14 protein-coding genes and 4 pseudogenes are annotated in these 13,127 nt (G+C 59.4%); 8 read left to right on the plus strand and 10 right to left on the minus strand.

The window, feature by feature from the left end; all coding sequences use genetic code 11:
• Window positions 1-54: 54 nt before the first annotated feature.
• The 5 genes from WN982_RS08700 to WN982_RS08720 all read right to left on the minus strand — a co-directional run bounded on the left by WN982_RS08700 (window position 55) and on the right by WN982_RS08720 (window position 4,045).
• On the minus strand, window positions 55-828 hold the full coding sequence (locus WN982_RS08700) for a PRC-barrel domain-containing protein (protein WP_341315308.1): 774 nt from the start codon (window positions 826-828) through the stop codon (window positions 55-57).
• A 208-nt stretch (window positions 829-1,036) separates the two neighbouring features.
• Window positions 1,037-1,183, minus strand: coding sequence for a DUF3096 domain-containing protein (locus tag WN982_RS08705; protein WP_115102851.1), 147 nt, complete (start codon window positions 1,181-1,183; stop codon window positions 1,037-1,039).
• A gap of 63 nt (window positions 1,184-1,246) precedes the next feature.
• On the minus strand, window positions 1,247-1,834 hold the full coding sequence (locus WN982_RS08710) for a YSC84-related protein (protein ID WP_341315309.1): 588 nt from the start codon (window positions 1,832-1,834) through the stop codon (window positions 1,247-1,249).
• Between the two features lie 316 nt (window positions 1,835-2,150).
• Complete coding sequence (locus WN982_RS08715) at window positions 2,151-2,546, minus strand: type II toxin-antitoxin system HicB family antitoxin (protein ID WP_341315310.1); 396 nt, start codon at window positions 2,544-2,546, stop codon at window positions 2,151-2,153.
• Window positions 2,547-2,704: 158 nt separating this feature from the next.
• Window positions 2,705-4,045, minus strand: coding sequence for a cation:proton antiporter (locus tag WN982_RS08720; protein ID WP_341315311.1), 1,341 nt, complete (start codon window positions 4,043-4,045; stop codon window positions 2,705-2,707).
• 310 nt (window positions 4,046-4,355) lie between these two features.
• On the opposite strand from WN982_RS08720, the gene WN982_RS08725 reads away from it, so the two are divergent.
• From WN982_RS08725 to WN982_RS08735, 3 genes are read left to right on the plus strand one after another with little or no spacing between them, the layout of a single operon-like run.
• Window positions 4,356-4,946 carry a YSC84-related protein gene (locus WN982_RS08725; protein ID WP_341315312.1) on the plus strand — a complete coding sequence of 197 codons (591 nt, stop codon included), beginning with the start codon at window positions 4,356-4,358 and terminating at the stop codon, window positions 4,944-4,946.
• A 60-nt stretch (window positions 4,947-5,006) separates the two neighbouring features.
• Window positions 5,007-5,153, plus strand: coding sequence for a DUF3096 domain-containing protein (locus WN982_RS08730; protein WP_341315313.1), 147 nt, complete (start codon window positions 5,007-5,009; stop codon window positions 5,151-5,153).
• 32 nt (window positions 5,154-5,185) lie between these two features.
• Complete coding sequence (locus tag WN982_RS08735) at window positions 5,186-5,656, plus strand: PRC-barrel domain-containing protein (protein ID WP_341315314.1); 471 nt, start codon at window positions 5,186-5,188, stop codon at window positions 5,654-5,656.
• A gap of 358 nt (window positions 5,657-6,014) precedes the next feature.
• Here the strand turns inward: WN982_RS08735 and WN982_RS08740 are convergent.
• Window positions 6,015-6,388: pseudogene (locus WN982_RS08740) on the minus strand (DDE-type integrase/transposase/recombinase); the annotation flags it as partial.
• A 10-nt stretch (window positions 6,389-6,398) separates the two neighbouring features.
• Here WN982_RS08740 and WN982_RS08745 point away from each other — a divergent pair.
• Window positions 6,399-6,584 (plus strand): annotated as a pseudogene (locus WN982_RS08745) (IS6 family transposase); the annotation flags it as partial.
• 64 nt (window positions 6,585-6,648) lie between these two features.
• Here the strand turns inward: WN982_RS08745 and WN982_RS08750 are convergent.
• A pseudogene (locus WN982_RS08750) lies at window positions 6,649-7,038 on the minus strand (IS21 family transposase); the annotation flags it as partial.
• A 131-nt stretch (window positions 7,039-7,169) separates the two neighbouring features.
• Between WN982_RS08750 and WN982_RS08755 the strand changes: the two are divergent.
• The 3 genes from WN982_RS08755 to WN982_RS08765 are packed head-to-tail and all read left to right on the plus strand — an operon-like array spanning window position 7,170 to window position 10,422.
• The gene (locus WN982_RS08755; protein ID WP_341315315.1) at window positions 7,170-8,432 is read left to right on the plus strand and encodes a site-specific integrase; all 1,263 of its coding nucleotides are present in this window, start codon (window positions 7,170-7,172) and stop codon (window positions 8,430-8,432) included.
• The gene (locus tag WN982_RS08760) at window positions 8,429-9,421 is read left to right on the plus strand and encodes a tyrosine-type recombinase/integrase (RefSeq protein WP_341315316.1); all 993 of its coding nucleotides are present in this window, start codon (window positions 8,429-8,431) and stop codon (window positions 9,419-9,421) included. Before WN982_RS08755 ends, WN982_RS08760 begins: the two co-directional genes overlap by 4 nt.
• A complete protein-coding gene (locus WN982_RS08765) occupies window positions 9,418-10,422 on the plus strand; it encodes a tyrosine-type recombinase/integrase (RefSeq protein WP_341315317.1) in 1,005 nt (334 codons plus the stop codon). Before WN982_RS08760 ends, WN982_RS08765 begins: the two co-directional genes overlap by 4 nt.
• A 173-nt stretch (window positions 10,423-10,595) precedes the next feature.
• On the opposite strand, the gene WN982_RS08770 is transcribed toward WN982_RS08765, so the two are convergent.
• Window positions 10,596-11,072: a hypothetical protein gene (locus WN982_RS08770; RefSeq protein ID WP_341315318.1), complete on the minus strand. Its 477-nt coding sequence runs from the start codon at window positions 11,070-11,072 to the stop codon at window positions 10,596-10,598.
• A 240-nt stretch (window positions 11,073-11,312) separates the two neighbouring features.
• A pseudogene (locus WN982_RS08775) lies at window positions 11,313-11,459 on the minus strand (VIT1/CCC1 transporter family protein); the annotation flags it as partial.
• 176 nt (window positions 11,460-11,635) lie between these two features.
• Here WN982_RS08775 and WN982_RS08780 point away from each other — a divergent pair.
• Window positions 11,636-12,124, plus strand: coding sequence for an FAD-dependent oxidoreductase (locus WN982_RS08780; RefSeq protein WP_341315319.1), 489 nt, complete (start codon window positions 11,636-11,638; stop codon window positions 12,122-12,124).
• On the opposite strand, the gene WN982_RS08785 is transcribed toward WN982_RS08780, so the two are convergent.
• Complete coding sequence (locus WN982_RS08785) at window positions 12,111-12,785, minus strand: SOS response-associated peptidase family protein (RefSeq protein WP_341315320.1); 675 nt, start codon at window positions 12,783-12,785, stop codon at window positions 12,111-12,113. The genes WN982_RS08780 and WN982_RS08785 overlap by 14 nt on opposite strands.
• Window positions 12,786-13,127: the final 342 nt, after the last annotated feature.

Consider the following 13,127-nt stretch of genomic DNA (forward strand, 5'->3'; position numbering starts at 1 on the left):
CTGACCCTCGCGGCTGTATCCCCGGCGCGAACAGGCCGTGATGTCGCACTGTCCTCACCAATATCCGTCCCTGCCATGAAACTCGTGGAGTCTCTTTTCGTAATCGCGGCTGAGTGGAACGGAGTCGTCGTACTCAGGGCTATTCTTGATTGCGTCGCGACTGAGTCTGGTAGAAGCGGTAGAGCCGATCCAGTCGATCAGGTCGATCCATCGCGTTGCCACCAGCACCTCCTTGCCACCCGGCCACCAGTTTCGCGTATCGACGGTCAGATAGCGAATGGCCCATGCAACATCGTCGAAGATGAAACCGGAGACGTGGCCTATGCTGCCATCGGCCACCTCGATGTGATAGCCCTCTACGGCATTTGTGCTGTGCAGGTGGACGTCCGCGGGCGCTCGATGTAAGTCCAGGTCGGGGCGCGGGAGTGCCTCCGATGCTGGGTCTGGCGACACGTCCGGTACGTCGAATGCAGGGTAGGCGCCCATTCCCCACAGGTTTGGACCACCCCAGTACGTCGGATAGCCGTAGTAAAGGAGGTATTCGGTTTCGTGCTGACGCGACACCGGCTTGTGCGTATCGATGCTCGGACTGTCCCGCACCTGTTGCCGCGTAAGATGCACATGGACGGTGCCTGATTCCCGGTCCAAGTGTTTGACTGAATACGGTGAAATCAGTACCTGCCGCTCGTGCATCCAGTTTCCCGTGTCGACCACGAGATAGCGCACCCCCCACGCCTCGTCATCAAAATAAACTTCGTCGACGCTTCCGATGTCGCCGTCACGTGCCGCGACGGTACATCCATGAAGACTCTTTATGCTTCGCAACATGTTCGATACTCCTTCTCAGCTGCTGGCTGTTGATGCGCTCGCTCGCTTCCGGTGTTGCGGGTTCAGGGATCTCGCTCGGTGCCAGTCATTCGTCTCGATGCTGCGCACCGGTTAGCCTCCGCGCCAGGGTGGTAGACGCCTTGATGACCTGAAACCGCCATTGAAAAAACCGATGTTCGCAACGTGCTTTTTTATGGGTGGTTTCGGGTCAGTGGAGATGTCCCCCGAACAGCCCGAGCAGCCCGATAACGATCAGGTAGATCGCAACGATGTAATTCAGCAGGCGAGGCACAACGAGAATCAGAATGCCGGCGATCAGCGAAACCAGCGGGCCCGCGTTCGTGAGAATGTGCATGCCCCCTCCGTAAGATTGAAATCGAAAAATAGACACAAACTTGCCCCGCCTGCGTCGCTCCTCTTATAGTGACTTGAGCCTGGTGACCTTCGTGCCTTCGAGCGTCACGCCGGCCATCAGTCCGTTGTTCGTGAGCACGAACACTTCGACCGGCGCAGTCGCGGTGGTGGTGTCCACATTGCCGTTCGCGCCAACCTTCAGTATCGCCACTGACGCATCGCCGCCCACCGACCAGCCTTCGCTATTACGGAACCGGGTGAGTGCGTCCTCGGTCATGAACAGGAAAATGATCGCTTTCGATTGCGCGCCGATCTGCAGCCCGATCGAACCGGTCGTGGTGCTGTAGTACCCGACCGTGCTGCCGCCGACTCGCAGCGAGCCTTCGCCGTACTGGCCGCCGACCCAGAAGCCGGCGGCGATGACAGACGGGAACACTAATACGCCACGCGCCTTGCCGACCAGTTCACGTGAGCCGTTGGCGATCGTGTAAAGGCGTGCAAGGGTGGAGTCGACGCTCGCGTCGATGGTGTGACGCTTGTCGGCCTGTTGGCCACTGGCGTCGGATGTTCCGGTCGTCGTACAGCCCGAGACCGCGAGGCCTATAGCCAGGAATGATCCCGGCGTACCCCATATGAATGTTCGTCTTAGCATGATTTTCCCCAGGTTGTTCCTGGATGTCCCTGACGCTACGCGCAGTCGGACGCGAATGCGGTACGAAACCGTACAAAACGTGCAACGGGTTTCAATTCGTGCGTCGTGACCGGGTAGAGGATCGTTCCGACTGGCTTCGCGTTCTTTCACGGGAATTGTCTGAGCAATGCCCTGGTGCTGGCGGTTTTAGGTGCCGCTTCATCCGCGACGCGCGCAAGTGCGCTGTTCCACTATCGCCCGGCGCGAGCGCGGGTAGCGATGTGGCCGACCAGATTTCATCGAGGGCGATCGGGGCGCCGGAAGACGGTTGCAATCGTTATCGCTTCGCCAACTCATGTACGGCAGCCAGCGTCATAAACGCAGAGCGCGTCATATGACGATCCTTCGCCGCAGCATCGACCCGCCGCAAAAGGCTCTCCAGCAGACTGAACTGAAGGTTTACGGACTTCGAAGTCACACGCGCCAGATTGATGTCCACGAATACCCAGATTCCCTCGCCGTCGTCCATTTCAAGCGTGCGCAGTTCCGATGTATCAGCTGTGGGTGCGGGGATGACTTGCTCACTGCGGTCATACATCCGTTCTACTGCTTCCAGTGCATTGCGCTCCAGTTCTGCCAGTGATGCACCGGTCACGTCGGCGCCAGGAAAATCCGGGAAGCTGGCGTGAAGAGTGTCAGTGTGGTCGCGACGGACATACAGCGGATATTGCATGATCTGCTCCATCTAAACTGAGCACCGCGGATCTCTGTCCAATGCCTTCGCGCCGCGGCTGTTTCCTGGGCGAGTGGGTGTCAGTCCGCTGTGTTCGTATGTCTCATTAGACGCGCTATGTACGAATACGCAACCACTTTCTCACTGTAGCCACGTTGCTAGAACCGTGCGTCGATGTCTTCCTGAACGCGAGCAGTACCTCGACCATAGCGGCGCATGAGCGGCGTGGCCGAGATGCCATGCAACACCACGGATGCGGAAATTGTCGCCAGCACCCATGGAATAACGGGGGCCAACTCCGTGCGCGGTCCGCGCTCAAGTGCAAGCATCAGGTAGTACACGGACCCGACACCGCGGATACCGAGCCAGCCAATGAGCCACCGCTGCGTGCGTGACGCGGAAGAACCGAGCAGCGAGATCTGGGTGGCCAGCGGCCGTATGACTATCAGCAATGTGGTGACCACAGCCGCGCTGCGCCAGGTGAGCATGGCAACCCAGTACTGTGAGACGAGACAGCCAATCAGCAGCATCAAGGCAACTTCTGCGATGTGCTCCAGTTCGATGGTGAATCCCATCACCGATTCCGCAATGAACGCATGCGCCCGGTCGGGATCAGTGGCCGTCGCTTCGACGTCTTGCGTATCGACAGTCCCTACGGCCTCTTTCGACGACTTGTCGCCACTCGACTGATGTTCGACTCGCCGCATCGCGACGCCGGCCGCGAAGACGGCCAGGAAGCCGTATCCGTGCGTGATCAGTGCGACGCCGTACGACAAGGCAATCAAGCCAAGCGTGAAGAAACCCTCGAGGCCGAGCGCCTGACCATAACGGCTGCGCATGAAAGCAACGAACCGGGCTGTGGCGACGCCGAGCAGCCAGCCGCCGCCGATTCCTCCGATGACTCCCCACGCGACGCTCCCGACGAAGGCCCATGAAATGCCCGGCGCACCGCTATGCTCTGCTGTGCCACACAGCAGAAGACCGAGCAACGCGAACGGATAGGCCGTCCCATCGTTCAGTCCACCCTCTCCGGATAGCGTAAAGCGCACAAGCTCGACATCACCGGCATCGCGTACGCCGACGTCATGCGCCAGCACGGGATCGGTGGGCGCCATCATCGCCCCTAAGAGGACTGCTGCGCCGATGCTCAGATGAAACGCCAGGACACCAAACAGGGCGAGCGATGCCACTGTGAGAATCATCGCGAGGATGCCTAACCGAAGCGGCAGTGCCCACCTCCGGTCCGACGGCGGCACGCGTAGTCGCAAGCCGATTGCAAAGAGCGACACGAGGATGCCAACTTCCGCAATCATGCGCAGGTGGGTTACGTCATCCGGTAGTCGCAACGACAACAGGCCGACGCCTGTCGGCCCGAGCACGAAGCCGATCCCCAGGTAGACCATGGCCGCACTGAGCGGCAGCCGCTTGAGTGTCGACCCGACGAGGCCCATGAACATCAGCAGGCTGCCCACAATGAGGCACCATATCGCGTCGACCACGGCAGATATCCCAAAGTTGTGAAGTGGCACTACATTAGCACTCGACACGCCAACCGGCAGCCGTTTTGAGCCAATGGCGCACCCACGGCGCTCGCCGTCTGCACCGTGCAGCGGCGGTTCTATTGCGGTAAGGACGCTGAGGCGAACCCGGGAGGGCGCGCGGTGTAGCCCGGCACGTGAATACCGCGCCCGCTGAACGGGAGAAGGCGGGCGGCCTGCATACTTGTGATCGAGTCTTTACGTTGTCGTACCGCATCGGACTCCGTTCTTGCGTAGCGTTGGGTACATCAGATAAAAAGGGGAGGTGACGATGCTACGACGGGCATTCATGTGGGGTGCACCGGGATCGATCCTCGCGATCAGCCTTGCGCCATCGGGCTGTACAACGACAACCGGTGCGTCCGACACGATGGTCCAGCAGAAGGATAAACGCCGCACCATTGACGCCGGTGTCGACTCGACCTTGGTACGTCTCTACAACCTTGCTCGCGGCTCCCGCGAACTGGCCGGCAAATCGAGCGGCATGCTGATTTTCCCGTCCGTTATCGACGCCGGCTTCGGTGTGGGCAGACAGTATGGCGTGGGGGCGTTGCGCGTTGGCGGAAGCACGGTCGGGTACTACAGCACCGCGACCGCGTCGGTCGGGTTGCAAGCAGGCGCGCAATCGAAGGCGATCGTCTTTCTGTTCACGACCGCGAACGCACTCGATCGATTCCGCAACAGCGAAGGCTGGTCGGCAGGCGGCGACGCGTCGGTGGCGGTATTGAAGATCGGCGCGAACGGTACTGTCGACACCGGCACGGCAACTGGTCAGGTTGACGTATTCGTGCTGACAAATGGCGGGTTGATGGCTGGCGCAACAGTGGACGGCACGAAGGTGACCCGACTCAAATCGCTGTAACGGACAGGACAGTCGTGCCGCAAACAATCATCCTCCGTTCAGTTCTGACTGGGAAACATCATGCACTCTTTGACGAGCGCGGGCCCACTGGTTTCACTGATCGCAGGCATTCTGATTCTGGTGGTGCCGCGCCTGCTGAATTATATCGTGGCGATCTATCTGATCATCATCGGGCTGCTGGGACTGTTTGGAAGTCGTCTCCACTGATGCCGTGTCACCCGTAGCAGGAGTATCGAACCATGTTGCGAAGCATCGGGAGTCTCAAGGGATGCGCCGTCGCCGCCAACGATGGTGAAATAGGCAGCATCGAAAAAGTGTACTTCGATGATGACGCGTGGGGTGTCCGGTATCTCGTGGCGAAAACGGGAAACTGGACCAATGAGCGACGCGTGTTGATCTCGCCGTATTCCGTCAAACACACGGATCCCGGCTCGGGGGTTGTCCGCGTTGATCTGACACTGCAGCAGGTCAGCGACAGTCTTGCTATCGATACACATAAACCCGTATCGCGCCAGCATGAAGCCGAATATTTCCGCTACTACGGCTATCCGACATACGGGGGCGGGCTGGGTGTGTGGGGAATGAACAGCTTCCCGGCATTCAGTCGCGCGGCCACGGCGGGTACGTCATCGGATACGCGAACACACAACTCGCGCTGTACGATGACAAACCGCCAGAGGACAGTCATCTGCGGAGTGCGAACGCGGTAGACGGCTATCACGTCGAAGCAGCCGATGGCGATATCGGTCACGTGTCCGGCTTCATTTTTGATGATGAAAGCATGGACCATGCGCTATGTCATTGTCGACACCGGGAACTGGTGGGCAGCAGGAAAGGAAGTGCTACGGGCAACTGAATGGATCTTCCTGATCGACTGGGTCGAATCCACCGTTTCTACAAAGCTTACCTGCGACGCGCACGCTGGCCGATCTTCCCTTCATCCTGTGGTCGGGCAGCAGTCTCGAGGCCTTCATCTCATTTAACGGCGGTTTTTTGCGGAAAGGGCTCGCGTTCACGATGCTGGTCGCGCACATAAATCGCCTGCTCGATGGCATGCCGTAAGCGACGCCGGTTGTTGATGCGGGCAGCTGCTTTGACGAACACGTGCTTCACGCTCGCCAGTTCCGGAATCTCGGCCTTTGCCGCCGGATAGCTACGCAGCTGATCGGCGACGATCTTGCGCGGCACCGGGATCGAGCGCAGCGCACGCGCTTGAAAAAGCGTTTGGCGGCGGCCTTGTCGCGTCGCTTTTGCAGCAGGATGTCAAGTTCGACGCCGTGCTCATCGACCGCACGCCACAACAGGTAAGGCTCACCTCGTAGCGTAACGAACATCTCGTCGAGGTGCCACGTACTGCCCGGCTTGCGCCGCACCGCTTTCACCCGGTAAGCAAAGCCCGCGCCAAACTTGGCGCACCAGCATTGGATCGTCTCGTATGTCAGTCTTTGGGACGTGCGCGGCTTTCGTGATCCGAGACGCACGCAGGAATTCCTCTCGTGCTTCGGGCCGATCAGGCAACACTTCGCGCTCAAGCGGCATCTGCTGCGAGCTTCACTCTATCGCAAACAACTCGCTGCGCGATTCGTCGCGTCGCGCGAATTCGCCGAACTCGCCCAAAATCCGTTGACTGGTTTCTGAACAACGGGCTCACCTGCCATCGCTTCGCCTCAAGCTCAGCAACTCGACAACGCCCTTTGTGATGCTGGATGTGAGCGTCACGATGAACGGTGACCGTGGACCATGCGGCGAGCTCCGGCGGTACATCGGGCAACGCCGTCAACAGCGGCTTCTCGATGGCGGCGCACGCCAGGGGCTGTTCGCGTGTCGTGCCGTGTTCACGAACACTGGCTTCCTGCATGATCCATTCGCGCAACTGCCGGTTGGCATCCGGCGGATCACGGAACGTGCGCAGCGGCATGAAGGACTTCTTGACGTATTTGACGCCCGATTCAACGACGCCTTTCTTCTGCGGGTCGTGCGGCGGACAGGCATCGATCCGGAAACCGTATCCGTCAGCGAGGCCTGCGTAGGAACGCTGGACTTCGGGATCGTACGTGCAGGCCCTGATGATCGCGCACTTCGCGTTGTCGATTTTCTGTGCCCGAGGCCGTTATGTGGCCATTCGCCTTGAACTAGGCGTTGCGAGCGACTCTGCTGCACTGCAAGGCAACATAACGCGCTTGCTATGGCATGGTGATTTCCCGCTTTCCTTGGGAGATTGTCATGCTCGAGCACTATTACTTTCGTCCAGAGACCGTCGACCGCATTCGTGCGTCCTGGCTCGCTCCGGCGATTGAGCAATACGTCACCTGGCTGACAGAGGCTCATTACACGGCCCGTAGCGTGTTGCATCGCGTTCCCGTGCTGATGAGCTTCGGGGAGTACGCAATGGCGCACGGCGCGAGGGATTTCGCGCAGCTAAGCGATCACGTCGAACCGTTTGTGCAAACCTGGATTTGTCGGCATGGGCGTGGACGCAGTGCTGCCCGGCGGAGCAAGTTCTCTCATGAGGTTCGCAATCCTATTTGCCAGATGCTACGCCTGGTAGTTGACGGTTACGATGGCCCAGGTCGTCCACACAAGCCGGATAACCCGTTCGAACGGGAGGCTCCGCATTTTATGGCGTTTCTTGTTGAGGAGAAGGGGCTTCGCCCGCGTACCCTTATCCAGTACCGTTTCCATCTGCATCAGTTTGCCACCTACCTCGAGCGCAACGGCATCCGGTTACGGGCTGTTTCGCCAACCGTAATCAGCGGGTTCATCGCCGAGTATGGCCCACGTGTTGCGTGGACAACGCTTCGTAACGCCTGCGGAACGTTGCGGGTCCTGCTGCGCTATCTGTATCGGGAAGGAGTCGTATCCCGGGACCTGAGCCCGCTCGTCGAGTTTCCGCAATCATATCGACACGCAGGTATCCCCCGATCTATCAGCTGGGATCAGGTCGAACAGGTCCTGGCGAGCATTGACCGGCGTTCGCCCTGTGGCAGGCGCGACTACGCGATGTTGTTGCTGCTGTCTACATACGGGTTGCGGGCCTGCGAAGTTGCCTCGCTTACCCTGGACGATATCGACTGGCGCAACGAGCGGTTTAGAATCCGGGACCGCAAGGCAGGCAACACCACCACTTATCCGCTTTCCGCAGTGGCCGGATCCGCGATCGTCGACTACCTCAAGAATGGCCGACCGGTCACAACGCATCGTGAGGTTTTTATGCGCATGTCGGCACCGCTTGCTCCGATTGGTCACGCGGCCGTGGTGTGCCGGGCTGCTCACTTCATCCGCAAAGCAGGCATCAGCGTTCCACGGGCCGGCTCACACGTACTACGGCACAGCTGCGTACGGCACTTGCTGAATGCTCATTTCTCACTCAAGCATATTGGCGACTATGTTGGCCATCGAAGCATCTCTTCGACCCAGATTTACGGCAAGCTGGCAATCGAGCAACTACGCGATGTTGCGCAAGGCGATGGGGAGGATGTGCTATGAGATCTCCTACTCGCTTCCGCAGCTTTCTTGGTCCAGATATCGAACGGTTCCTCGGCTACAAGCGCTCGTTGGGCAGGCGTTTCGACGTCGAAGAGAAAGCACTCGCTCTACTCGACGCATACCTGCTACGCAAGCAGATCCGCAGCTTTTCCCAGGTGACTCCGACCGTCGTGGACGAGTTTCTGCTCTCCCGTCCGCGACCACACCCGAGAAGCTACAATCATCTGCGCTGTACGATTGGGAGGTTGTTCGCGTATCTCGTCAATCATGGGAAGCTTGTCGCGACGCCACTGCGATCACCACCGCGCCGATCACGATATGAACGGACGCCTTTCATTTTCGACACGGCGTCGATCAGGAGGTTGCTTGCGCTTGCCAGGATGCTTCCCGACAAAGGCGGGACCATAGGGCGAGGCGACACGTATTTCGTCATTTTCGCTGTTCTGTACGGACTCGGATTGCGGGTCGGCGAGGTCTGCAGGCTGCGAATCAAGGACGTTGACCTTCAGCGTCAACTGCTCGTCATCCGCGAAACAAAGTTCTACAAGAGCCGGCTGGTACCTTTCGGCCCGAAGCTTGGTGCATTGCTTGCCGAGCATTTGCGTCAACGCGAGACAGCGTCCACATACCCCGCTCAGGATGAGAGTCCGCTGTTCTGCTTACGTGGTGGACGGGCCATCAACCCATGCACGATCAGCCAGACTTTTCACGCCCTGATTCCCAAACTGCACCTTGAGATTCCACTGGGCATCTCGTATCCGCACTTACACGATCTCCGCCACGCATTCGCCGTCGGCGTACTCACACGATGGTACCGTCTCGGCCTTGATCCACAGGCAAATCTCCTTGCGCTCTCGACGTTCATGGGGCATGTCGACGTGAGCTCCACAGCGGTGTACTTGTCGACGACACCTGAGCTCCTTGAGCAGGCTAACCGCCGTTACAAGGCATTCGCTGCGGCAACTCTCAGGGAGGTTCTCCCATCATGAACCCATCTCTCGGTTCATTGATACAGTCATTTTTTATCGATCACCTCCCCGTGCAGAAAGGCCTGCGTCAAGGTTCGATCCGAAGTTATCGCGACACAGTTCGACTGTTTCTGGGCTTTGTATCCGAGCAACGCCGCACCTCAATTACCTCCCTGACTGTCGAGGACCTCACCTTTGAGCGAGTTCTGACATTCCTCAAGTATCTGGAGCAGCAGCGCGGCAACTCCGCGCGTACCCGCAACCAACGGCGCGCGGCCCTGAATACCTTCTACGCGTACCTCGCCTTACGCGTGCCAGAGATGTTGGCAGCGTGCCAGCAAATCGCGGCGATTCCCGTCAAGCGCACATCATTGCCCGATACCCATTACCTCGAGCAAGAGGAGATGGCAGCATTGTTTCGGTCTCTGCCAAAGCGAGGACGTTTTGCACTTCGCGACCGAACACTGTTGCTCTTTCTATATAACACGGGCGCCCGGGTTCAGGAAGTCGCCGAGCTTCGTAGGGAACATCTCGATTTAGCATCTCCAGCCAAGGTCCATCTGCACGGCAAAGGCGACAAGTGGCGCGTCTGCCCGCTCTGGGATGAAACGGTAAAATGTCTTCAGAAACTGCTCGGTGAACAACGCACATTGCCCAATGGCCCGGTGTTCGGCGCAGTAAAAAGCCGCCCCCTGACGCGCTTTGGTATCTACAAGATAGTGCGGCGACATGCAGCGCCGTGGGACACGGACGGTCCGCAGCCGCGACATGTCAGTCCCCATCTGTTTCGACATACTGCCGCCGTCCACCTCCTTGAATCCGGTGTCGAAGTCAACGTCATTCGTGGTTGGCTCGGACACGTTAGCCTCGATACCACCAATCGCTATGCTGAACTGACGTTACGCGCCAAGGCCGAAGCGTTACGTGCCTGCGAAATAAGTCCTTCTAATTCGGGGGCATCCCGCGCTCGTGCAGTTTGGAAGGACGACAAAGCACTCATCGAATGGCTCAACGCGCTGTAGCTCGTTATGTGCCCAGACATTCGCGCTCCTCCCGACAGCAGTACAAATCTGCGTCGATCGCCACATAACGGCCTCGGGCACAGAACATTGATTTTGTTCCCGGCAACAAAATTGAGGAGGATCCGCCCGGGGTAGCCGCCGAACCACTCGAAGGCGCGTCGGTGACAGGCCAGTCACGTCTTGACGGTCTGATCGAACACGAGTTCGACGTACTGATGACGCGACCAGCATAGCTTCATGACGAAGAACCACGTCTTGAGGGTGTGGCCTGATTCGTGGCCGAGCGCGGGGCCGGCGCCGAAGTCGACCTGCGCGGCATCGGCCGGCGGGAAGTCCAGAATCGTCGTCGCGGTGACGCCGCGTTCAACGGCCAGATGCTTCAGAAAGCGCCGCACCGCCGAATATCTGCCGGTGTAGCCGTGGTTGCGTTTGAGCGCACAATGAATCGTGGTGCCCTGCACGTCGGCCTCAAACCAGCCGCTGATCTGCTCGCGAAAGGTTTCGAACGTCGACATGCAGGTGCTGGGCAGGTGCAGTGTGCGGCCGAACTGACCGGCGGTCACGGGGTCTTGCGGCAGCTGCCGCGCCGGATCGAGCCAGCCGAGCTCCTGCGCAGTGCGCCTTACGGCGGTGAGCTTCTTGCGGCCCATGAGCCCTGCGCGGGCTATGTCGCGGTCGGAATCACCTTGCCGAATGCGGACAAGGACTTGGCGGTACTCAAACAATTCGAACCTCCGGTTGGCCATGAGCGCTCCGCTCAAAAAAGAGCGAAGCGTACCCAGTTGGGAAAGTTCGAACCGCGTTCTGCTACACGGCGCAGGTGGCGCCTATGCGCCGATCATCAATTGGCTCCGATACGGCGATCCGTGACAGAAACTGGTGACCTTGAGCACAATGCTTCCATGAGCGGTGTGTGCTGATGCTACGCCGGTGACAAGGCTCGCCGTCGAGACAATGCCATCATTGGCGCCCAGCACAGCGGCGCGCAACCAGCTGATGGATTCGAGACGGTGCCGTTCCTTATGTCGCCCTGGCATAATTCCTCCACATTGGAAACGTTGATGCACTCTCTCATGGCGGGTGGACGCAGGAGCAGCCTGATTGTGTAGCTACGGTAGCGGCGCGTCACTTAGTCGACGGATATTGACATACCGCCGTGCTCGGGCGACAACAACGTTTTGAATGTCAGCCGATCCCATCACCAAGGATTGCCATGGACTTCGATTACGACTTGTTTGTCATTGGCGCGGGATCGGGCGGCGTCCGGCTGTCCTGGATGGTTGCCGCCAGCGGTGCCAAAGTGGCGGTCGCGGAGCAAAGCCGCATTGGCGGAACCTGCGTGATCCGCGGCTGCGTGCCGAAGAAACTGCTGGTCTACGCGTCCCGCTACGGCGAGGACCTGGTCGATGCCGCCGGTTATGGATGGCAAGTCGAGACGAGAGGCTTTTCGTGGGAAACGCTGATCGAGCGCAAGAACCGCGAGATCGACCGGCTCAACGCGGCCTACGTCGGGATGCTGGAGAACGCCGGTGTCACGCTCTGCCCAAGCCGCGCTGTCATTGCCGATCCGCACACCGTGGTGATCGCGCAGGACGGGCGCCGCATTACTGCCCGCCATATCGTCGTCGCGACAACTGCGCTTCAAAGCAACCGCCCGGGCAGTCTGTTTTCTCTTGACGACGCGCCTGTCAAACTGGTTTGACTAATTCCGCACCGTCGTTTCCAACGCGGTTGACTGCCGGACTAACCTGAAACCACTCGAATTCTTCGGCGGGCACTGCCGTGTTGCGCGCGATATCTTCGACCTCCCGAGCGGATGTCGCTGGGTCCAGCCATTTGCGGGCGGCGTCAGCCGCGAATATCAGTGGACTCCTGCCATGCACATCGAACAGGCCTGATTTGGCCGCTGATGTGATGACGATGAACCCGTCATCATCGTGTGCTTCGTTGTCCGGTTGCAGGTTAGCCACCCCGGCGAGGAACAGTGGCCCCGACCTTTTCGGCAATATCGCATATGGTTGCCTCACACCGTCGTCTGTCCCGATCCACTCGTACCAGGAGTCCGCAGGCACAATCACACGGCCCGAGCGCCAGAGCGCTTTCAGAAACGGGCTGTATGCGACATTCTCCGCGCGTGAGGTGACGATTTTGGGGAGACGCAGGGGGACGAACCCGGGTGGACGACAGCCCCAATTGAGACTACGAATGATGCAGTCGGGGTAAATGACGAGCTGTCGAGTGCCCGGCGCGGCGTTCCACGTCGGCGAATAGATGTCGCGCAGTTCGAGGAATTGGTCGATGTCGGTCGAAAGAGGGGCGACATATCCGGGTCCGGAGCCGGTTCGGACATAGCGAACGCACATAATGTTCTCCCTGACGTGGACACAGAGGGCTTCGAAAGCGCATCGTTTAAGTATCGCGCTATCTGAAACCGCCGTCTGTACGGTGTCATACTTCGATCAACCTGGCCGGCAAATGGTGTCTGGTTTCCCGACGTGCCACGGGCCGTCTCGGGGGCTGCCTACTGCCCACTGTCGCGCGAGCGTCATTCGCGCATCTGCCCGCGCGCGTCGTCCCGTTTCGCTGCGAGGAGTCTGCCGTGGCCGCAGCAGGCGCGACCTCGGACCGATAGCATCAACGCCATCGCAAAACTCGTCCGCACCTTCTCATCAGCTCCACGACCCCCCGTGGAATCCTGAACAGCG

Origin of the sequence: Paraburkholderia sp. IMGN_8 (genome assembly GCF_038050405.1) — a bacterium.
GTDB lineage: Bacteria > Pseudomonadota > Gammaproteobacteria > Burkholderiales > Burkholderiaceae > Paraburkholderia.